Genomic DNA, 19,389 nt, shown 5'->3' with positions numbered 1-19,389 from the left:
CTTGACCACCCCGGAGGTTTCGCCGAGATTACCCCCTGATTCAGAGCCAGGATAACGACACCATGAGCAGAGCAGACACAGAACAGTTGATCGCCGATTATTACCAGGCCTTTAACGCGGGCGACATGGATACCTTCCTCGACCTGCTGACCGATGATGTGCAGCACGACATCAACCAGGGCGGACGGGAAATCGGCAGGGAGGCCTTCGCCGCCTTTATGGCGCGCATGAACCGCAACTACCGGGAGCGGCTGGTCGACATCCAGATCATGGCCAGCCCGGATGGCGCACGTGCCGCCGCCGAATTCGTGGTGCTGGGCGAATACCAGGTGACCGATGAAGGCCTGCCCGAGGCCCGCGGCCAGCAATACCGGTTGCCGGCCGGTGCCTTCTTCGAGCTGCGCGACAACAAGGTCGCCCGCATCAGCAACTACTACAACCTCAACGACTGGGTCGCCCAGGTCAGCGCCTGATGAGCGCGTCCGTCCGACTCCTTACGGTCACCGGCCAGGGCCTGGCGCCCTGGCTGGATCGCCTGGCCGGGCTGCGTATCCGGGTGTTTCGCGACTTTCCCTACCTCTATGACGGTAGCCTGGACTACGAGGCCGAGTACCTGAGCACCTATACCCGCACCGAGACCAGCGTCTGCATGCTGGCGCTCGATGGCGAGCGGCTGGTCGGGGCCTCCACCGGGCTGCCGCTGTGCCATGAGATGGAGGCCTTTCGGCGCCCCTTTATCGAGCAGGGCATGGCGATCGGGCGCATCTTCTACTGCGCGGAGTCCGTGCTGCTACCCGCCTATCGGGGCCAAGGCATCTACCGTGCCTTCTTCGACGGGCGCGAGGCCCACGCCCGCCGGCTGGGCGGCCTTGCTTACTCGGCCTTCTGCACCGTCGAGCGGCCGACCAGCCATCCGTTGCGCCCCGCCGACTACCAACCCCTGGAGCCAGTCTGGCGGCATTTCGGTTACCGGCCCGAACCCGGCCTTAACACCCGCTTCGGCTGGAAGGATATCGATCAGCCGGCCGAGACCGACAAGGCCATGCAATTTTATCTCAAGCGACTGGACACCCCATCATGACTCCCCCCCTTCGCCTAGCCTGCACCCAGTACCGAATCGATTTCCTGTCGGACTGGGCCACCTATGAACGCAAGATCCGCAGCCTGGTGGCAGAGGCGGTCGACCGGGAAGCCAACTTCCTGCTGTTTCCAGAATACTTCAGCATGGAGCTGGCCTCCCTGTTTGAGGAGCGGGTCTACCGCTCGCTCCATGGTCAGCTGGAGGCCATGCAGGGCCTGCTGGCGGATTTTAAGGCCCTGTTCGGCACCCTGGCCCGGCAATACGGGCTGCACATACTGGCCGGCACCTTCCCGGTACGCCAGCCGGACCACAGCTACCGCAACCGCGCCTACCTGTTCCGTCCCGACGGCAGCGACGACTGGCAGGACAAGCTGCAGATGACCCGCTTCGAGAACGAACAATGGCGGATAAACGCAGGCACCGAGCTGAAGGTGCTGGATACCGCCTTCGGCAAGGTAGGCGTGGCCATCTGCTATGACAGCGAATTTCCCCTGCTGGCCCGCCGCCAGGTCGAGGCCGGCGCCAACCTGATCCTGGTGCCGAGCTGTACCGACACCCAGGCAGGCTTCAACCGAGTACGTATCGGTTGCCAGGCCAGGGCGCTGGAAAACCAGTGTTACGTGGCCCAGTCTCCGACCATAGGGACGGCCCCCTGGTCGGAGGCGGTGGACGTCAATACCGGCCGGGCCGCCATCTATACCCCGGTGGACTACGGCTATCCGGACGACGGTGTGCTGGCGATGGGTGAGCCCGGCCAAACCCAGTGGGTCATGGCCACGCTTGATCTGGACGCCCTGGCCGAGGTCAGGGCCAAGGGCCAGGTATTCAATCACAGGGACTGGGACGGGCAGCTGCGGTTTGAGACCATCTAGTTATGCATCTCGCCTGATGTGACGGTCGGTAGATGCAAGCCCTGTTGCCTCTTGTTAACGTCTGAGTTGGCGGTGGATAGCACAAGCAGGCAATATCGGTGCATCAAGGAAGACAAAGGGATCTGCTCCGCCGACCTTCCGTTTCAGATGAAACGGAGAGCGTACAGGGATGTATCCATAGCGAGTCGGCGGAGCGGGCCCTTTGGCCGATCTATAACGTGTAGCGAGTATTGGCAATCTGCCAGGACAGTTATCGGATTGGTATCACCTATTCCGCCAAGAACGCCTGCACCTCGTCCACCGCAATGGCGAAGTTGAAGTTGCCCCCCGCCTGTATTCCCTTGGTGGTGATGCCGATCAGCCGCCCCTCGGCATCAAACAGGGCGCCGCCCGATGAGCCATAGGTAATGGGGGCCGTGGTCTGGATCAGGCGAACCCCGCGGTCATTCCTCAACGCGGAAACGATGCCTTCGGTCAGGGTTTTTTCAAGCCCTGCCGGCGAGCCGATGGCAAACACCTTCTCGCCGACCCGAACCTGGCTGTATGACTTAATCGCATCGGTGAATACCAGTTGCCGGTTGGGCTCGAGCAACTCCAGCAGGGCGAGGTCCCGCCTGGGATCCGTCTTGATCACCCGCCATACCAGCACATCCCCTTCCCGGACATATTCACCCTGGGTATTGATGCTGACGGGCACACCGCCGGCCTTAACCAGGTGATAGTTGGTGATGACCCGATATGGGTCGATGGCAATGGCGGACCCCAGGCTGATGGGCTCAAGGCCGGCGCCGAGCCGCTCATAGACCACTATCTTGTACACGCTGGGTTCACGCCGGGCATACAGCTCAACGGCCGCCGAGCCGGGAGGGGGGACCCCGCCGATGGCAGGGATGGCCGGCGATACCGAGGGCGACGGCAGCGCTGGCGGGCGGCCAAGCAACGCCAATAACCGAGCGCATTCTTCATCCCCCTGCTCGGCACAGGCCCGGTAGTGCTCCGCCGCCTGCGATTGGTCCAGGTGCTGCTCCCCAAATTGCCCCTGGTAAATGGCGCCCAGCTGCAGGTGTGCCAGCGGGCTCCATACCGGATCCCCGGCACTCGTCACCCGTTTGAACCAGTTGATTGCCTGCCCCGTATCCTGGCGGGTGCCCCTGCCCTCGAGATACATGCTGGCAACGGAAAACTGGGCCTCGGGGTAGCCATTGTCCTGGGCCGCCCTGAGGTAATATTGAAACGCCCTGCCATCATCACCTTGTATTTCAGCCTCGTAGGCGGTCTGGTACTGGGCATCCCTGGTCAGGTTACAGCCGCCAATAAACATGGAGAAGAGGGCGAACAGCAGTCGTATCTTGTCCATGGCAGATATCCATCCGGTGCGCGAAAAGGCGATGATTCGTTCGAATCAAAGCCTAAGCATAGCATCGCCGTCGGGGGAAGGAGCCGGGCCAGTCACGGCCCAATAGAACGCCCGGCCCTCGATGGCGTTATTTGGCCCCGGCCGCTGTCTTGCGCGTCCTGCGTTTACGAAATACCTTGGGCCTGGCGCCGCCCTGCAGGCCACGGAATGAGGCAGGGTCGACCTGTTGCATCAGCTCGGGCAAGGACTGCTCCAACGCCGACATAAAGTCCTGATAGCCGGCCTGTTTACGGCTGATGGCGTCCAGCTGAGCCTCCCAGCGAGCGGTCATGTCCGGGGTGGTGGCCGCGGCCGGCAGGCTGGCGATCAGCTTTTTGCCAGCCTCGGTGGCCCGGATCTGCTTGCCCTGACGGAGCAGAAACTGGCGCTTGAACAGCAGCTCAATAATGCCGGCGCGGGTCGCTTCCGTACCCAGGCCATCGGTATCCCTGAGGATCTTCTTGACCTCGGGATCCGTCACGAAACGGGCGATACCGGTCATCGCCGCCAGCAGGGTGGCATCGGTAAAGTACTTGGGAGCCTGGGTCAGCTTGTCCAGCAGTTCCCCCCGCAGGCACTGCACCACCTCCCCCTCAACCAGCTCGGGCAGCCGAGTCGGCAGCTCGGCAGCGTCTTCCGGCTCGGCACGGCCACTGCCTTCAAACAGCTGCTTCCAGCCCTTGCCGACCTGCTGCCGGGCCCGGGCGATAAACAGGCCGCCGGCGATCGCGATATCGACCTGTTTATCGTCGTATTCCCAGGCCGGGTAGAACTGGGCCAGGTACTGGCGGGCGATCAGCTGATAGATATTGAGTTCGGTCGCCGACAGCCGGCCGCCCTCTGTTTTTTTCCCGGTCGGAATAATGGCGTGATGGGCTTCGACTTTCTTGTCGTTCCAGGCCTTGCCGCGCAAGCCGAGGTCCGCTGCTGCCACCGCCGGCGCCAGGGCCGGACACAACCGGGCGATGGCGGCGGTCACCGCCGGCGCCTGGCTGAAATGCTCTTCCGGCAGGTAGCGGCAATCTGAGCGGGGATAGGTGATCAGCCTATGGCGTTCATACAGGACCTGGCAGCTGTCCAGCACCTGCTTGGCGCTCAAGCCGTAACGGCGGGCGGCGTCGATCTGCAGCGCCGACAGGTTATAAGGCAGCGGGGCCGCCTGCTGTTTGCGCTTGCTGGAAAGCGCCCGGACCAGACCCGGCTGACCGGCAATGCGCCCGAGCACATTTTCCGCCAGGGCCCGGGACAACACCCTGCCCTCTTCATCCTGCCAAGGCTGGCAGGCGTCGCTCGGTTGCCAGCGGGCGCGAAACTGCTCGCCCCGCTCGGTCTGCAACAGGGCGTCCACCTCATAGTAGGGCTTGGCCTGAAACGACTCGATTTCCAGATCGCGACGCACCACCAGGCCCAGCACCGGGGTTTGCACCCGGCCCACCGACAGCACCCCCTGATAGCCCATTTTCTGGCCCTGGATAGTGCACAGCCGGCTCATGTTGATGCCGTACAGCCAGTCGGCCCGGGAGCGGGCAAGGGCCGACACCGACAGGGGTACGAACTCCCGGTTGCTGCGCAGCCGGCTCAGGGCCTTGCTGACCGCGCCCGGGTTCAGGTCGCTGATCAGGCAACGCTGCACCTGGTCCCGCTTGGCGGCCGGCACCGCACAGTAGTTGATCACCTCATCCACCAGCAGCTGCCCTTCCCGATCCGGATCCCCGACGTGGACTATGCCGTGCGCCTCTTTCAGCAGCTTGCGCAATACCCCCAGCTGGCCACGGGTTTTGGCCTTGGGTTCCAGCTTCCATTCCCGGGGACTGATCGGCAGGTGCTCCAGCCGCCACTGTTTATAGGCGGGATCATAAGCATCGGGCTGGGCCTGCTCGAGCAGGTGGCCGATGCACCAGCTGACCACGTCACCGTTGGCGACACGGATAAAGCCGTCACCCTTGTGGTGCGGTTTCGGCAGTACATCGGCCAGGGCTCGGCCCAGGCTGGGTTTTTCTGCGATATAGAGGATCATGCTGGCAGCGGCCTGAATCGTCTGAAGTTGTCATACAAGTCGGCCAAAGCAAGCGCTCCACCGACACGCTGCAGGCACCTCCTTGTGGAGCTCAGCACGTGCCCTCCCTGGCATGCGACGGTCGGTGAAACGCCTCCCTTTGCCCTCCTGTTAGCAAATGGGATCGCTTGTAAGGCCATAAGAGAGAACGGGATCAGTAATCCCCGTTCAGCAGGAACTCATCCATGGCTTCCACCAGGTAGGGCCAGTCCTCTTCCGGGACCGGCAGAGCGGGATCTTCGTCACCCTCACCGTATTCCTGCCAGTAATGTTCACGCAGTGCCAGGGCGAAATCGCTGGAGTCTTCGGCCAGGGCATACAGGGGACCGAACCAGATGATGCGGGTCAGGCCGGCGGTGAGATCATTGAGATATTCCACCAGCACCTCCGGCTCCGGATACTGCTCCATCAGCAGGGCGAAGCGGTCCCCGGCGGCGGCGGTTTGTTCCGGATCCAGCTCGCCCAGTTCGGCGACATAATGCAGGTAGTCCCGCAGCACATATTGTCGGGCCTGGTCCTCCCCCGACAACCACTGACAACGGGTTTCTTTACGGCTGATAATGGAGAGGGCCACCCCCTCATCGAGATAGCACAGGGCCCACAGCTGGTCGTCCATAATGTCCTCAAGGCGGATTCAATCAACGGTCGCCAGTGTAGCCTAAACCGGGCGTGCTTTGTAAAACCCGTGAGCCAGGCGCAGCAGTTTATCCCGCCGCCGCCACAGCAGCGACAGGCTCACGGCCAGGTAGAGGGCCGGCTCGATCCAGCCGGATTTGACCGACCACCAGAAGTGAATGGGGATCAGCAGGGCCACCAGATAGACCCAGTCATGCAGGCGCTGCCAGCGGCGCCCCAGGCGCCGTTGCCAGCCCTGGGTCGAAGTGGCCGCCAGCAACAGCAGCAGCACCCATGACAGCATCCCCAGGGTGATAAAGCCACGTTTGACGAGCTCCCCGCCGATCAGCCCCCAGGCCAACTGCAGATCCAGCAGCAGCCATGCACTCAGGTGCAGGCTGGCGTAGACGAAACACCAGAGTCCGACCAACCGCCTGACCCGGATCAGGGCGCCGTTTTTCAGCGCTTTCGCCAGGGGGGATATACACAGGGTCAGCAACAGCAGACGCAGCGCCCACAGGCCCAGGAACTGCAGCAGCTCGGGCACGGGGTCGGCGCTCAGTCGACCGGCATTGATGGCCCACAGCAGCCACAGCAGCGGCAGGGCCGCCAGCAGGTGCAGGACGCCTTTCAGCCAGAACAGCCGGCGCGGGGTCAGCCGGATCAAAACCATTTCCTCAGATCCATACCCTGATACAGGCCGGCGACCTCATCTTGATAGCCATTAAACATCAGGGTGGGCTGGCGTTCACTGCCAAACAGGCCGCCCTCGCCAATCACCCGCTCACTGGCCTGGCTCCACCTGGGATGGTCCACCGTCGGATTAACATTGGCGTAAAAACCGTACTCGTGGCGCGCCAGCAGGTTCCAGGTGGTCGGGGGCTGCTGCTCGGTCAAGCGGATTTTGACTATCGACTTGATCCCCTTGAAGCCGTATTTCCAGGGCAGCACCAGCCGCACGGGGGCCCCGTTTTGCGGCGGCAAGGTCTTGCCATACATACCGACCGTCAATAACGCCAGCGGGTGCAGGGCCTCATCCAGGCGCAGGCCCTCCACATAGGGATAGTCAATACCACCGCCGACATAGCGGGAGGCCTGGCCAGGCATCTGCTCCGGGTCATAGAGGGTTTCGAAGGCCACATACTTGGCTTTGGAAGTGGGCTCGGCCGACTTGATGATGCCGACCAGCGGCACCCCCAGCCAGGGGATCACCATGGACCAGGCCTCGACACAGCGATGGCGATAAATCCGCTCTTCCAGCCGCTGCCGCTCGAGCCAGGCCCAGACATCCAGGGTCTGGGGCTTGTTCACTTCCCCTTCTATGGTCAGGGTCCAGGGGCGGGTATTAAACTGCTGGGCATGGCGGGCAGGATCGGACTTGTCGGTGCCGAATTCATAGAAATTATTGTAACTGGTCGCCACCTTTTCGGTGGTCAGGGGTAACTCCGGCCGGTAACCGGCGGGGCGACTGAATTCGAGCGGCCTGGTGGTCGCCACCCTGGCCGCGTCGTCCTTGTCATCGAGGAAGCCGAACAGGCTGGCATTCGCCGAACCACTCAGGGCCGCGGCCCCCAGGCCCAATCCCAGGCCCTTGATAATTTGCCGACGTTGTTGATATACCGCTTCCGGGGTGACCTGATGCTCACCGAGGGCGGAGGATTTGGAGATTTTTATCAGCATGCGGGATCCATAAGTAGGGGTTACCTTGGTATAGAGGGCACCACACCAAAAAATCTTTCACGGTTCGGATTTGTCTTTATAGCTGCTGGCCTCCAGGCCATGACGGTTGAGCAGCTTGTAGAAGTCGGTGCGGTTGCGTCCGGCCAACGCCGCCGCCTGGGTCACATTGCCCTCCGTCATCCGCAACACCTTATGGAGGTATACCCGCTCGAAATCGGCCCTGGCCTCGTTGAAGGTGGGGAAATGCCCCCCGCCCCCGGACAGGATAGACTCGATCAGCTGAGGGCCGATCACCGGCGCCGAGGCCAGGGCGACCGCCTGCTCTACTGTGTTGCGCAACTGCTGCACGTTACCCGGCCAGGCCGCACCGGCCAGCAAGGCCAGCGCTTCTGGCGCAAATCCGGTCACCTGGGTCTGCTGGCGCTGCCTGATGTGATCCAGAAAATGCCGGGCCAGCAGGGGGATGTCCTCCGGCCGCTCCTCGAGCGCCGGCAATGCCAGGTTGAACACATTCAGGCGGTAGAACAGATCTTCCCGGAATTGCCCCTGCTCCATGGCGGTGACCAGATCACGGCTGGTCGCCGACAGGATGCGCACATCGATGCTCACATTGTGGCTGCTGCCCAGCGGGCGCACCTGCTGCTGCTCAAGGGCACGCAACAGTTTCACCTGCAGCAAGGGGGGCAGATCGCCGATTTCATCCAGCAGCAGGGTGCCCCCCTGGGCCGACAGAAACAGCCCGGGATGGTCGGACAGGGCCCCGCTGAACGCCCCCTTCACATGGCCGAACAATTCGGACTCCAGCAATTGTTCGGTCAAGGCGCCGCAGTTAAGGACCATAAAGGGATAGTCCCGCCTCGGGCCCGCATCGTGGATAGCCTGGGCCATCAGCTTCTTGCCTGTACCCGAAGGCCCAGTGAGCAACACGCTGATATCCAGCGGGGCAATACGCCTGGCCTGCTCCAGCACCCCTTCCATAACCGGGCTACGGGTCATGACCTGCGCTTGCCAATCCGTCTCATGGGCGGGCAGCGACACTGACAGGGCTTCATTAATGGTTTTGCGCAGGGACTCCTTGTCGATAGGCTTGGTCAGGAAGCCGAATACCCCCGAGCGGGTGGCGGTCACCGCATCGGTAATGGAGCCATGGGCGGTCATGATAATCACCGGCAAGCCCACATACTGGGCCTGAATGCGATCGAACAGGGCCAGCCCGTCCATGCCGTCCATCTTCAAGTCGCTCAGCACCAGATCCGGCCGCTCTTTCTCCAGCTGCTCCAATGCCTGCGGACCCGACTCGGCGGTTTGTACCACAAAGCCTTCACTCTTGAGCCTTAACCCCAGGAGTTTCAACAGGCTGGTATCGTCATCCACCAGCAGTATCTTGGCCTTACGCTTCATGGCTGGCCCGGCTCTTGGTATTTGCGTTCATTGATTTGCTCATCTATGGTGGCCAGTTCTTTCAGCTTGCTGCTCAGGCTCTCGACCTGCGCCTGCCGCTGCTCGACCAACTCATTCAGCGTCAATAACTCTTGATTATATCCTTGATAGACGGCGAAGAACTGCTTGAGCCGGGGGCTGATTGACGACATATTCCGACTCAACAGCTGTTGCGCCTGCTGACGCTGGCCCGGCTCCGCCTTGGGGTGGCTGAGCCAGAGTGCCAGCTGTAACTCATTGTTATTGGCCTGCTGACGCAGGCTCTGAATGCTGCTCTTTCGCTCGGCGTCATTGCTCTGCAGCACCTTGTCGGCATAGCTCAGCCAGCTCAGCAATTCATCATGCGCCATGGCGGATATTCCGATGGCAGCCGGTTCCGATGCGACAGGCGTTGTCTTCCACACCGGGGATGTGCAGGCAGACAACAGCAACGCCGACAGGCAAAGAAGCCAGTGTTTATTCATTTATCTTATCCTTGTCTGTGTCTGTACTTGCGGGCAAGCTGAGTTCAAAGCAGACCAGCCCCGCCTCATCGTCACTTAGCTGGAGTCGTCCCGCCATGCTCAGGGCCGCCTCCCTGGCGATACTCAGGCCGATGCCGGAGCCTTTCAATACCCCCTTGCGCTCCTGGCTACCCTGTACGAATGGCTCGAAGATGCGCGCTTTATCCTGTTCCGGGATCGGTTGTCCGCTATTGGCGACGCTCAGGGAATACAGCTCGCCGGCCTGGACCGAACGGATCCGGATAAGACCACCCTGGTCACCATAATTTACCGCATTGGAGATGAGATTATCCAATACCAGCTTCAAGCGGTGCGCATCCGCAATCGGCTCGGCCTCCTCCACCTCCAGTTGAACCTGCATGCCTTTGCCTTCTATGGTCAGGCGATGGGCATTCAGGCTTTGCTCCAGCAGGGGGCGCACATCGACCCTTTGCTTGAACACCTGGACCTGCTGCACCCGGTTATAATCCAGCAGCTGCTCGATGAGTCCCTGCAGGCGGAAGCTGTTATGTACCAGTAATTCGCAAATCTCCATCTGTTCCGGGGTGAGTGGGCCCGTCACCCGCTCGAGCAGGAGATCCGCCCCCTCACGCAAACTGGCCAGGGGGGTTTTCAACTCATGGGAAAGATGACGCAAAAACTGCAGCTTCTGCGCCTCCAGCTCGCGCAAACGCAGGTGCAACCATTGCAAACGCTCCCCCAGGTCCACCAGCTCGGCCGGCCCCCGGATCGGCCTGTCATCGGGTTCTATTCCAGCCCCCAGGCTTAATATACAGCGCTCCAGCTGACGCACCGGCCGAATGATCAAATAGGTGAACAACAGCACCAACAGCAGGCTGACGCCACCCAGGGCCGCACTTAACCACCATAATTGCCGGCGCAGCTGCAGCACATGCTGACGTACCTGCTGAATACGCACATCCACCTGCTCCCGGGTCAGCTGATCCAGTTGCAGCGTCAGGGCATTGAATTGATCGAATATCGCTGCCCGTTGACGAATCTGCGAACCGTCGGCCTGGGCCAGGTCGACCAGTTCAATCAGGAGCCGAGGTATGGTCGTCGTCAGTGCCCCCGCATCAACGGAAACCAGTTGGCCATCCAGGGCGCCGCGGTAACGCTCGAGCAGGCGCAGGTAAGACAAGCGTAGCTCCGGATCTTCCAGGACCGCATAACGTCTGATGGTACGTTCCATCTCCAGGGCCAGATCATTCATGTCCGATGTCCGACGGGTGTCCCTGACCGCCCCTTCGATACCGTCCTGGGCCAACCCTATCACCTGCTCCAGGCTGCGGCTGTTCTGATATACCAGCAAAATCAGCGGTAATAGCACCAGCAGGAAAGCCATCAATACCAACTGCAATAAAGAACGCGGAGCCAAGCCCCTCACCGCCCTCGACATCATACACCTACTTATCAACCCGGCAGGCAGGCAGGATATCAAAAGCGGCTGTGCTGCGGATAAAAAAAAACCGGTCGGGGGTGGACCGGTCTGAAAAGTACAGAATGTGCATCCTTGCACGAGTCCGACGGCTGCTCAGTGGTGCTTAAAGCAGTATCAGACAGCCCTAAATAAGCAAATTGCAGGCCAATGATTTTTATGTTTAATTTTCAATTATTTACAAAAAAAATTCTGCTGGTGACGATGCCACCTGTATCAGCTGAGAGTCATAAAAGAACAGCTCAAATATAATTTCCTTAAAAATTAAAAACTTAGACTGTATCAAAAAACAGACAGTCGCTTGACCATCTCCCTGTCGCCGCAGGTCCACCCCGCCATAAATGATGCTGGCACCGTTCCAGTCGCAGCCCCATGTTCTATGCTCAATACAGGCCGAGGTGAAGGCTATCAATCCATCAGGCGACACCTATTGGATAATGCATATAAAGACTGCCACACTCGGCTTATCAAGCATTTAAGGAGAATGGCAATGGCACAAGTAAATGAAATTATGCGACATAGCCTGCCCCTGCTGACGGCCGACATGTCCATATCAGAAGCCTTGGATCGGATGCTGGAGTCGGGCTTAAGCGGCCTGCCGGTGGTGGATGTACAGCGGCACATTGTCGGCTTTCTGTCGGAGCAGGATTGCATCCCCAAACTGATCAATGCCAATTACTATTGCGACAACCGCGCCAAGGTCAGTGACGTGATGCGTTCCACCCCCATGACCGTGGCTCCGGACACCGATGTATTTGAGCTGGCACGCATGATGGGGGGTGCCAAGCCCAAGCTGTATCCTGTGGTGCAGGGCAAGAAGGTGATTGGCATCGTCACCCGCCAGCAGGTAATGCGCTTTTTAAATCATCAGCTTAAAACCTGTCTGATGACCTACTGACACAAAGGGCTCGAAGAGCCCTCTTTTTGCCCGCCAGCACCCTAGGGCGTAACATCCCGATCGATAGGCTGTTGCAGGGAGATCAGGGTCTCGGTGGACTGGATCTCGTCGATAGGCTGCAAACGGTTGATCAGCACCCGCTGCAACTCATCGATGGAGCGGGTCATCACCTTGATAAAGATGTTGTAGTGTCCCGTGGTGTAATAGGCCTCGACCACTTCTTCCAGTTGCTCCAGTTTGGCCAACGCCTGAGGGTAGTCCCGCGCACTTTTCAGGATAATGCCGATAAAGCAACAGACGTCGTAACCCAGCTTTTTGGAGTTGACCTGCACCCGGGTGCCTTCTATCACGCCGGCCTGTTTCATCTTCTCGACCCGCACGTGAATGGTACCCGGACTGACCTCGAAACGTTTGGCCAGTTCCGCATAAGGCACTCGGGCGTTGTCCATCAGCGCCATCAGGATGGATTTATCGAGATTATCGATCCGGTAATGAAAGTCTGTTTTTTCCATCTAAATTAAACAATCCATCAAAATAAAGGAAAATTTTTATAGAAAATAAAACAGAATCCGTTTTTATGCCAATGATTGTTGAAATCTAATCGAACATAACTGATTATCCTGCAAAAGATATAGCAACCCAGGTGAGTCAGATGAAACAAAGTTATATTGTGCGCCAGCGTCAAATCCGTTTTGTAAAAGAGTATTTTTCCGGTCAGTTGGCCCAGCAACTCAACCTGCTCGAAGTTCAGGCACCGATCCTGAGCCGCCTGGGTGACGGCATGCAGGACAACCTGTCCGGTCATGAAAAAGCGGTACAGGTCAAGGTTAAGGCGCTGCCGGAGGCCAGCTTCGAAGTGGTGCACTCCCTGGCCAAATGGAAGCGTCACACCCTGGGTCGCTTCGGCTTCGAACCGGGTGAAGGCCTCTACACCCATATGAAAGCCCTGCGCCCGGATGAAGACAGGCTCAGCCCCATCCACTCCGTCTATGTGGATCAGTGGGATTGGGAACAGGTGATGTCCCCCGCCGAGCGCCATGCAGACTTCCTGGTACAGACGGTGCAACGCATTTACGGTGCCATCAAGCGCACCGAGCAGGCCGCCGCCGCCGAGTTTGAATTCACGCCTTTCCTGCCCGAGCAGATCCATATTCTGCATGCAGAAGAGCTGCTGGCCCGATACCCCGAACTGGATGCCAAGGGCCGGGAACGCGCCATCACCAAGGAACTGGGCGCCGTGTTCCTGATGGGCATAGGGGGCCAGCTCAGCCATGGGGATCGCCACGATGTGCGTGCCCCCGACTATGACGACTGGTCCAGCGTGGGCAAAGACGGCCTGGCCGGCCTGAACGGCGATATCCTGGTATGGAACCCGGTGCTGGAAGATGCTTTCGAAATTTCCTCCATGGGGATCCGGGTCGATCAGCAGGCGCTGACCCGCCAGCTGGCGCTGACCGGCAATGAAGACAGGGCCGCCCAAGAATGGCACCAGCAACTGCTGGCCGGCCGGCTGCCCCAGACCATAGGCGGCGGCATCGGTCAATCCCGCCTGGCCATGCTGCTGCTGCAGCTGTCTCATATCGGTCAAGTGCAGTGCGGCGTCTGGCCGGCCGAGCTGAGCCAGTCGGTACCCGAATTACTGTAAATTAACCGGGCTCTGTACAGGTAATGCTGTTCAGTTAATGGGAGTCCTCATCTACCAAGCCGACCGTTGGCGTCATGGATGACGCCGCCGAGCCCCCAGGGACGGGATTTCGGCGAGTCGGCGTGTGGAGGAGGACTCCCCTTTTCATCTTAAGTGAACGGCATTGGGCTCTGTACAGGGCCCTTTTTATTGGCAGCCAAGCAAAATATGCAGCCCCATCCGTGCACCAGCCAAGGTTAACCACCTCTGGCAGCGCCATGACGCGGGCCAGGCGGTGGCTCTCTCTGACCTCAGGGTGCAAATCCTGACGATGGACATTAGCGCCGCGCCGTCGCCAGGCATAGAAACCACTCCGGCTGACTTGCATGAACCGACACAACACGGCCACGGGATAGGTGGCCTTCTCAGACTCGATGGGCTGGAATCCCGGCTCAACTCTTTGCCGAAGAAAGCAGCCATATTTTTTAAATATCCTTTTTAATCTTAAGCTTACGAACTCCTTCGCGGTGCTTCTTGATCTCGGCGCGCGATCATCCTCTCGCCGGCTCGAGACGCTGTTAACGGTGATTGCGGCACCAACGATCTAACAAGCCGCGGTCTCCCCCCAGACCAGGATGGCGTTCAGCCAGGTGCTTAAGGGCATTGGCGCGCTCTTGGTCACGAAAGGAAGCCCCATCATACCCGGACCCAGGACGGTAAAAACAGCACTACCCTCTCTGGCGGACAGATGTTATTTTTAACTAAAGATATCTCTGACGGCGCTTAACGGGGTCACCACATATGCGGATTGCGGTTTACGGCTATGAACTCTCCCTGACCATGGCACTGACCATCAACGGCACCCCCCTCGGTCGCCGCCGGGGTTTGTATGTGTGCATCGAGGGCTGCTGGGGCGAGGTCGCTCCCCTGCCCGGCGAGTCCCGCGAAAGCCTGGAGGAGGCCCGGGACGAGCTGCTGGCCGCCTGCGAGCGGCTGGCCCGGGGCGAACCCCACGACGCCCGCCTGCCTTCGGTGCAGTTCGGACTGGACTGTGCCCTGACGGGCATCGACGGCGAGGCGGCCCCGTCGCTGCCGCTGCTGGAAGGCGAGCGGGAGCCCATTATCCGCGCCTGGCGCTGCCGCCGAGAGCACCCCCGACGGGCCTGGCTCACCCTTACCGGCGAAGTGCAGCATGACGCCGGCCTGGTGCGCGAGTTGACCCTGCTGGTGCCCAGCCTGCAGCTGGTGCTGGACGCGGGCGGGCGGCTGAGCGAAGAACAGTTGGCAGGGCTGTGGCGGCGCATCGATCCCGGCCGTATCGAGTGGTTGCTGGATCCCGCCGCCGACATGGCCGCCAGCCAGCGACTGGCGGAAGACCATGGCTGGCCGGTGGCCTTCGATCTTGGCCGCCATGCATCCACTGACTACCCGGTGTTCGAACAGCTTAAGGCCCTGGTGCTCAGGCCCACCCAGCTGGGCGGCCTGGGGCTGTGTCGGGAGCTGGCCGGGCAGGCGCAGGCCCGGGGGCTGGAAGTGGTAGTAGCCGACAGCCTGGAAAGCGGCTTGGGCAACGCCCAGCTGGCCCGCCTGGCCCACCGCTGGGCGCCGGGCCGGGCGGCGATGCTGAACCGGCTGCGCTACCTGCTGGACAAGGGCATGGACGGCAACGACCAGCCGGATCTCGGCAGACTCACTCTGCTCCGGGAATACGGTTAGCCGGCCCCAGATGGGCACATAAACCCGGCCCCGTGCCAAGGTTTCCTTGGCTTTGGCGAATGAAATCCGTATAGTCAGGCCGATATTTCGACAGGTTTTCGCATATGTTTCAAAACAACCCCCTGCTGGCTCAGCTCAAGCAACAAATCCGCGAGTCCATTCCCACCAAGGAAGGGACCATCAAAGCCACCGCCAGAGGCTTTGGCTTCCTCGAGGTGAGCGAGAAGGAAAGTATTTTTATTCCGCCTCCTTACATGAAGAAAGTGTTGCACGGCGATCGGGTCACTGCCCTGGTGCGTACCGAAAACGAGAAGGAAGTGGCCGAGCCCGATACCTTGATTGAACAGGGGATGACCCGCTTTGTCGCCCGGGTGAAATGGTTCCGCGACCGGCTCAATATAGTACCGGATCATCCGCTGATTAAAGATGCTATCAAGGCCCGAGCCAAGAAGGGGTTGGATGAAAAAAGTCTGAAAGACGGCGACTGGGTGGTTGCCGAGCTGAAACGCCACGCCCTGAACGACAACGGCTTCTTCGCCGACGTGGTCGAGCTGGTCGCCGGGGTGGACGACCCCATCGCCCCCTGGTGGGTGGTGCTGGCGCGCAATGCCCTGGCCAACCAAGCACCCCAGGATCAGGAGCAATGGCAAACGCTGGAAGAAGCCCTGCCCCGCCAGGACCTGACCGAACTGCCGCTGTTCACCATCGACAGCGAATCCACCCAGGACATGGACGATGCCCTGGGTATTCGCAAGCTGGATAACGGCTGGGAACTGACCGTGGCCATCGCCGATCCTACCGCCTATGTGGCGCACGACAGCGAGCTGGACAAAATCGCCGCCGAGCGGGCCTTCACCGTCTACCTGCCCGGCCGCAATATCCCCATGCTGCCGCGCACCCTGGCCGACGAGCTGTGCTCGCTCAAGGCCGGCGAAATACGCCCAGCATTGTGCGCCCGCCTGCAGGTCACCTTTGATGGACAGGTCACCGAGCAGGTGGAATTCTTTGCCGCCCGGATCCGCTCCCAGGCCAAGCTGGCTTACAACAAGGTGTCCGACTGGCTGGAGCAGAAAGGTGACTGGCAACCCGAGTCCGACGTCATTGCCGAACAGCTGCGCGAGCTGGCCGCCTTCACCGAGGCCCGCAGCCGCTGGCGCACCGAACACGCCATCGTGTTCAAGGACAGACCCGATTATCGCTTCGAGCTGGACGAAGCCAGCAATGTGGTGGCCATCCATGTGGATCAGCGGCGCATCGCCAACCAGATGGTGGAAGAATCCATGATCGCCGCCAACCTGGCCTGCGGCAACTGGCTGGCCGAACATGCCAACACCGGTATATTCAACGTGCATGCGGGCTTCGACAGCGAAAAAATGGAGCAACTCATCGAGCTGCTGCAGGCTCATGAAGCCCCGTTCGACCCGGATACTCTGGCAACCCTGGACGGTTTCTGTGCCCTGCGTCGCTGGCTGGACGCCCAGGAAACCAGCTACCTGGACAGCCGCATCCGCCGCTACCAGTCGTTCGCCGCCATGGCCGTGACCCCGGCCGCGCATTACGGTCTGGGACTGACGGCCTACGCCACTTGGACCTCGCCCATCCGCAAATACGGCGACATCATCAACCACCGGCTGATCAAGGCCATCCTGGCCGAGCAGGCGCATGACGCCCATGCGCCCAGCGCTGAACTGGCCACCCATCTGTCCGAGCAACGGCGCATGCATCGCCGGGCCGAGCGGGACATCGCCGACTGGTTGTACGTACGTTACCTGCAAAGTGCGGTCACCGAGGCCAAAGTATTCGATGCGGAAATCATCGACATCGGCCGAGGCGGGGTGAAACTGCGCCTGCAAGAAAACGGCGCCGTGGTCTTTATGCCTTCCTCCCTGATCCTCGCCAACCGGGATCGGCTGGAGTGCAGCTGGGACGACGGCCGCGTCTATCTGGATAAAGAGGCGATTTTCGAGCTGGGCCAGTTCACCCAGGTGATCCTGACCGAGGCGGTGGAAGAAACCCGCTCGCTGATTGCTAAACCGGCGGTTTCCGTGGTGCCCGAGCAACAGGAAAAGCTGGAACAACCCGCCTCCTGATACCAAAAGGGCCTGCGATTGCAGGCCCTACACCTACTTAGCGCCATCAATGTCCGCCAGCAGATCCGCCACTAGCGACTGCTGGTTGCCCACTCGTTGGGTGACCTGCTGAACAATCTCCATGCGGGTCTGTGCTCCCGCTTGGATGTTATCAATCGCGGCCAGCGCCAGGCTGGCCTCCTGCAAACAGGCGCCACGGGACTGGTCCATGTTCTCCAGTCCGGTGCGGGCCTTGGTGGCGGAATGCCCCAGGTTCTCGGCAATTTTCCGAATTTGTTCGCTGGACAGGTTCACCCGGTGGGACAGATTGCGGACCTCGTATGCCACCACCGAAAAACCCCGGCCGTGTTCCCCCGCCCGGGCAGCTTCGATGGAGGCATTGAGGGCCAGCAGGTTGGTCTGTTTGGCGATGTCCTGAATATTGCCCACGATGGCGCCGATCTCGGCAGACTGATCCTGCAACTGATTGAATACCCGATCGATATTCTCCATATAACCGGCGAGTGAGCGGATCGCGGCCTCCGACGTGCGGATGCTGTGGGCGGTCTCGGCCACCTTGTCACCGGATTGCCGGGCCAGAATGCTGGCCTGTGCCATTTCTTCCAGGATCAGCTCGGCGTTGGCGCCCAGTTTGCCGAGGTGTTCCAGCAAGCGTTGATGGTTGACCGGAGCGGGTGCCGGGTGGGCTGTTTTCACTGGCTCGGGTTCGGCCGCCGGTAGCAGCGGAGGTAGCACTTCGACAACGACGGGCTCCGGTGCCGGTTGGTCGACAATACGCACCGGCAACCTCAGGGCCAGACAAGCTGCAGCCAGGGCCAGCAGTGCGCCTAACAGAGACAGCGTCAGTACCACACCATCCTGACCACCCAGCCAGATGGAGAGGGCGATCTGGAGCATAGCCGCGGTACTGATGGAGGCGATCAACACCGCTTTGGTATGGGATTCGGGGTATGTTGTGCGAACAGCACCGGCTTCGTAAGAGTTCATCATGAGTCATCTCTTGCAGGTTCTGGGCTTGGTGTCTTCTGAAAATAGGAACGTTAAGGCCGATTGACGTGGGCGCTCCCTGCAGGCAGGGGCGCCATCGTTGAAGGTTGGCTCACTCGTGTGACCAGCAGTTCGGCGAAAACCGCCGGGCATTCCACCGAGGGCACATGGCCGATGCGCTCCAGGATCACCGGCTCGTCGGCGCCGGCGCATTGGGCCAGGGTACGCAACGACTCGGGCGGGGTGGCAATGTCGTCGCTGCCGCCCACCAGCAACAGGGGAACCTGGTGATCCCGCAGTCGCGCGCGGAAGTCTGCGCGGCCCAGCATTTCGCACAACAGGGCGTAACTGTTGGCGTCACCCCGTCCCATGATGGTGTTCCAACCATCAAGCAGGGCCGGTTGGGCCTCGCAGGCGGCCGGGCCGAACCAGCGCGGCACTATGTCCACCGCCATGGCCCCCAGGCCCCGCTCCCGCACGGCCGAGGCCCGGGTTTGCCAGGCCTCGGCCGTGCCGATCACGGCGCCTGTGTTGGTCAGGATCGCGGACAACAGGCGTTCAGAGTAGCGGCTCAGCAGCTGCTGACCGATAACCCCACCGATGGAGGTGCCGACGAAGTGAAACCGCTCGGATCCAGCCACCTCGACCAGCGCCAGCAGCTCCGCCGCCAGGTTCTCGGGGGTGATTTTCGCCCCGTGCCAGGCCGCACTGCTGCCGTGGCCGGGCAGATCCCAGCTCAACACCCGGTAGCGGGGCAGCAGGGCGGGCAGCAGTTCATCCCACACCGCCTGGCTCATGCCCAAGGGATGGGCCAGCACCACCAGCGGCAGCGCCGGGTCGCCAAGCAGGCGATAGCCGACGGCACGGCCGTCAATTTTCAGAAAAGACATTCAGCCTCCAAATAGTTAGGGCCTTGGGCCCTGGCTCCTAGTCACAAATAGTCGGCTCAGTCTGCCACGCAAGCATCAGCAGGGCTGCCTCCTCCGACACGCT

At 60.8% G+C, this 19,389-nt stretch carries 18 protein-coding genes and 1 pseudogene; 7 read left to right on the top strand and 12 right to left on the bottom strand.

Going from position 1 to position 19,389, the window contains the following annotated elements; translation table 11 throughout:
- The first annotated feature begins 62 nt into the window (after positions 1 to 62).
- The 3 genes from ABD806_RS17090 to ABD806_RS17080 are packed head-to-tail and all read left to right on the top strand — an operon-like array spanning position 63 to position 1,953.
- Positions 63 to 473, top strand: a complete 411-nt coding sequence (locus ABD806_RS17090; protein ID WP_344960024.1) for a ketosteroid isomerase-related protein — start codon at positions 63 to 65, stop codon at positions 471 to 473.
- On the top strand, positions 473 to 1,081 hold the full coding sequence (locus ABD806_RS17085) for a GNAT family N-acetyltransferase (RefSeq protein ID WP_344960023.1): 609 nt from the start codon (positions 473 to 475) through the stop codon (positions 1,079 to 1,081). The genes ABD806_RS17090 and ABD806_RS17085 overlap by 1 nt, the downstream gene beginning before the upstream one ends.
- A complete protein-coding gene (locus tag ABD806_RS17080; protein ID WP_344960022.1) occupies positions 1,078 to 1,953 on the top strand; it encodes a carbon-nitrogen hydrolase family protein in 876 nt (291 codons plus the stop codon). The genes ABD806_RS17085 and ABD806_RS17080 overlap by 4 nt, the downstream gene beginning before the upstream one ends.
- Before the next feature lie 268 nt (positions 1,954 to 2,221).
- On the opposite strand, the gene ABD806_RS17075 is transcribed toward ABD806_RS17080, so the two are convergent.
- The 8 genes from ABD806_RS17075 to ABD806_RS17040 all read right to left on the bottom strand — a co-directional run bounded on the left by ABD806_RS17075 (position 2,222) and on the right by ABD806_RS17040 (position 11,030).
- Entirely contained in the window at positions 2,222 to 3,310 is a 1,089-nt protein-coding gene (locus ABD806_RS17075) for a trypsin-like peptidase domain-containing protein (RefSeq protein ID WP_344960021.1), read from the bottom strand.
- A 127-nt stretch (positions 3,311 to 3,437) separates the two neighbouring features.
- Positions 3,438 to 5,366: a DNA topoisomerase III gene (locus tag ABD806_RS17070; protein ID WP_344960020.1), complete on the bottom strand. Its 1,929-nt coding sequence runs from the start codon at positions 5,364 to 5,366 to the stop codon at positions 3,438 to 3,440.
- 193 nt (positions 5,367 to 5,559) lie between these two features.
- Positions 5,560 to 6,021 carry a hypothetical protein gene (locus ABD806_RS17065; RefSeq protein ID WP_344960019.1) on the bottom strand — a complete coding sequence of 154 codons (462 nt, stop codon included), beginning with the start codon at positions 6,019 to 6,021 and terminating at the stop codon, positions 5,560 to 5,562.
- Between the two features lie 42 nt (positions 6,022 to 6,063).
- On the bottom strand, positions 6,064 to 6,693 hold the full coding sequence (gene msrQ, locus ABD806_RS17060; RefSeq protein ID WP_344960017.1) for a protein-methionine-sulfoxide reductase heme-binding subunit MsrQ: 630 nt from the start codon (positions 6,691 to 6,693) through the stop codon (positions 6,064 to 6,066).
- Positions 6,684 to 7,700: a protein-methionine-sulfoxide reductase catalytic subunit MsrP gene (gene msrP, locus ABD806_RS17055; protein WP_344960016.1), complete on the bottom strand. Its 1,017-nt coding sequence runs from the start codon at positions 7,698 to 7,700 to the stop codon at positions 6,684 to 6,686. The genes msrQ and msrP overlap by 10 nt, the downstream gene beginning before the upstream one ends.
- 57 nt (positions 7,701 to 7,757) lie before the next feature.
- Positions 7,758 to 9,101 carry a sigma 54-interacting transcriptional regulator gene (locus tag ABD806_RS17050; RefSeq protein ID WP_344960015.1) on the bottom strand — a complete coding sequence of 448 codons (1,344 nt, stop codon included), beginning with the start codon at positions 9,099 to 9,101 and terminating at the stop codon, positions 7,758 to 7,760.
- Complete coding sequence (locus tag ABD806_RS17045; RefSeq protein ID WP_344960014.1) at positions 9,098 to 9,490, bottom strand: hypothetical protein; 393 nt, start codon at positions 9,488 to 9,490, stop codon at positions 9,098 to 9,100. The genes ABD806_RS17050 and ABD806_RS17045 overlap by 4 nt, the downstream gene beginning before the upstream one ends.
- A gap of 106 nt (positions 9,491 to 9,596) precedes the next feature.
- Positions 9,597 to 11,030 carry a sensor histidine kinase gene (locus tag ABD806_RS17040; protein ID WP_344960088.1) on the bottom strand — a complete coding sequence of 478 codons (1,434 nt, stop codon included), beginning with the start codon at positions 11,028 to 11,030 and terminating at the stop codon, positions 9,597 to 9,599.
- Positions 11,031 to 11,571: 541 nt separating this feature from the next.
- Between ABD806_RS17040 and ABD806_RS17035 the strand changes: the two genes are divergently transcribed.
- Complete coding sequence (locus ABD806_RS17035) at positions 11,572 to 11,979, top strand: CBS domain-containing protein (protein WP_344960013.1); 408 nt, start codon at positions 11,572 to 11,574, stop codon at positions 11,977 to 11,979.
- A 41-nt stretch (positions 11,980 to 12,020) separates the two neighbouring features.
- On the opposite strand, the gene asnC is transcribed toward ABD806_RS17035, so the two are convergent.
- Complete coding sequence (gene asnC / locus ABD806_RS17030; RefSeq protein WP_116475752.1) at positions 12,021 to 12,491, bottom strand: transcriptional regulator AsnC; 471 nt, start codon at positions 12,489 to 12,491, stop codon at positions 12,021 to 12,023.
- Between the two features lie 140 nt (positions 12,492 to 12,631).
- Here asnC and asnA point away from each other — a divergent pair, with 140 nt between their 5' ends.
- Positions 12,632 to 13,624: an aspartate--ammonia ligase gene (gene asnA / locus ABD806_RS17025; RefSeq protein ID WP_344960012.1), complete on the top strand. Its 993-nt coding sequence runs from the start codon at positions 12,632 to 12,634 to the stop codon at positions 13,622 to 13,624.
- Between the two features lie 274 nt (positions 13,625 to 13,898).
- On the opposite strand, the pseudogene ABD806_RS17020 reads toward asnA, so the two are convergent.
- Positions 13,899 to 14,223 (bottom strand): annotated as a pseudogene (locus tag ABD806_RS17020) (hypothetical protein); the annotation flags it as partial.
- Positions 14,224 to 14,404: 181 nt separating this feature from the next.
- On the opposite strand from ABD806_RS17020, the gene ABD806_RS17015 reads away from it, so the two are divergent.
- A complete protein-coding gene (locus tag ABD806_RS17015; protein ID WP_344960011.1) occupies positions 14,405 to 15,319 on the top strand; it encodes an o-succinylbenzoic acid (OSB) synthetase in 915 nt (304 codons plus the stop codon).
- Between the two features lie 104 nt (positions 15,320 to 15,423).
- The gene (locus ABD806_RS17010) at positions 15,424 to 17,409 is read left to right on the top strand and encodes an exoribonuclease II (RefSeq protein WP_344960010.1); all 1,986 of its coding nucleotides are present in this window, start codon (positions 15,424 to 15,426) and stop codon (positions 17,407 to 17,409) included.
- A gap of 33 nt (positions 17,410 to 17,442) precedes the next feature.
- On the opposite strand, the gene ABD806_RS17005 is transcribed toward ABD806_RS17010, so the two are convergent.
- Together ABD806_RS17005 and ABD806_RS17000 are read right to left on the bottom strand one after the other, a co-directional pair.
- A complete protein-coding gene (locus ABD806_RS17005) occupies positions 17,443 to 18,399 on the bottom strand; it encodes a methyl-accepting chemotaxis protein (RefSeq protein WP_344960009.1) in 957 nt (318 codons plus the stop codon).
- A gap of 50 nt (positions 18,400 to 18,449) precedes the next feature.
- Entirely contained in the window at positions 18,450 to 19,286 is an 837-nt protein-coding gene (locus tag ABD806_RS17000; RefSeq protein ID WP_344960007.1) for an alpha/beta fold hydrolase, read from the bottom strand.
- Positions 19,287 to 19,389 lie beyond the last annotated feature (103 nt).

The organism is Zobellella aerophila (genome assembly GCF_039539325.1).
Taxonomy (GTDB): domain Bacteria; phylum Pseudomonadota; class Gammaproteobacteria; order Enterobacterales; family Aeromonadaceae; genus Oceanimonas; species Oceanimonas aerophila.
The sequence above is the reverse complement of the archived record's forward strand: the minus strand, read 5'-3'. Positions and strand labels throughout refer to the sequence as shown.

Excerpts from the sequence above, each read along its gene's own strand:
- msrP (WP_344960016.1), bottom strand. The coding sequence starts at position 7,700 with ATGCTGATAAAAATCTCCAAATCCTCCGCCCTCGGTGAGCATCAGGTC.
- ABD806_RS17075 (WP_344960021.1), bottom strand. The coding sequence starts at position 3,310 with ATGGACAAGATACGACTGCTGTTCGCCCTCTTCTCCATGTTTATTGGC.
- asnC (WP_116475752.1), bottom strand. The coding sequence starts at position 12,491 with ATGGAAAAAACAGACTTTCATTACCGGATCGATAATCTCGATAAATCC.
- ABD806_RS17005 (WP_344960009.1), bottom strand. The coding sequence starts at position 18,399 with ATGATGAACTCTTACGAAGCCGGTGCTGTTCGCACAACATACCCCGAA.
- asnA (WP_344960012.1), top strand. The coding sequence starts at position 12,632 with ATGAAACAAAGTTATATTGTGCGCCAGCGTCAAATCCGTTTTGTAAAA.
- ABD806_RS17045 (WP_344960014.1), bottom strand. The coding sequence starts at position 9,490 with ATGGCGCATGATGAATTGCTGAGCTGGCTGAGCTATGCCGACAAGGTG.
- ABD806_RS17065 (WP_344960019.1), bottom strand. The coding sequence starts at position 6,021 with ATGGACGACCAGCTGTGGGCCCTGTGCTATCTCGATGAGGGGGTGGCC.
- ABD806_RS17085 (WP_344960023.1), top strand. The coding sequence starts at position 473 with ATGAGCGCGTCCGTCCGACTCCTTACGGTCACCGGCCAGGGCCTGGCG.
- ABD806_RS17000 (WP_344960007.1), bottom strand. The coding sequence starts at position 19,286 with ATGTCTTTTCTGAAAATTGACGGCCGTGCCGTCGGCTATCGCCTGCTT.
- ABD806_RS17090 (WP_344960024.1), top strand. The coding sequence starts at position 63 with ATGAGCAGAGCAGACACAGAACAGTTGATCGCCGATTATTACCAGGCC.
- ABD806_RS17050 (WP_344960015.1), bottom strand. The coding sequence starts at position 9,101 with ATGAAGCGTAAGGCCAAGATACTGCTGGTGGATGACGATACCAGCCTG.
- ABD806_RS17010 (WP_344960010.1), top strand. The coding sequence starts at position 15,424 with ATGTTTCAAAACAACCCCCTGCTGGCTCAGCTCAAGCAACAAATCCGC.
- ABD806_RS17080 (WP_344960022.1), top strand. The coding sequence starts at position 1,078 with ATGACTCCCCCCCTTCGCCTAGCCTGCACCCAGTACCGAATCGATTTC.
- ABD806_RS17035 (WP_344960013.1), top strand. The coding sequence starts at position 11,572 with ATGGCACAAGTAAATGAAATTATGCGACATAGCCTGCCCCTGCTGACG.
- msrQ (WP_344960017.1), bottom strand. The coding sequence starts at position 6,693 with ATGGTTTTGATCCGGCTGACCCCGCGCCGGCTGTTCTGGCTGAAAGGC.
- ABD806_RS17015 (WP_344960011.1), top strand. The coding sequence starts at position 14,405 with ATGCGGATTGCGGTTTACGGCTATGAACTCTCCCTGACCATGGCACTG.
- ABD806_RS17070 (WP_344960020.1), bottom strand. The coding sequence starts at position 5,366 with ATGATCCTCTATATCGCAGAAAAACCCAGCCTGGGCCGAGCCCTGGCC.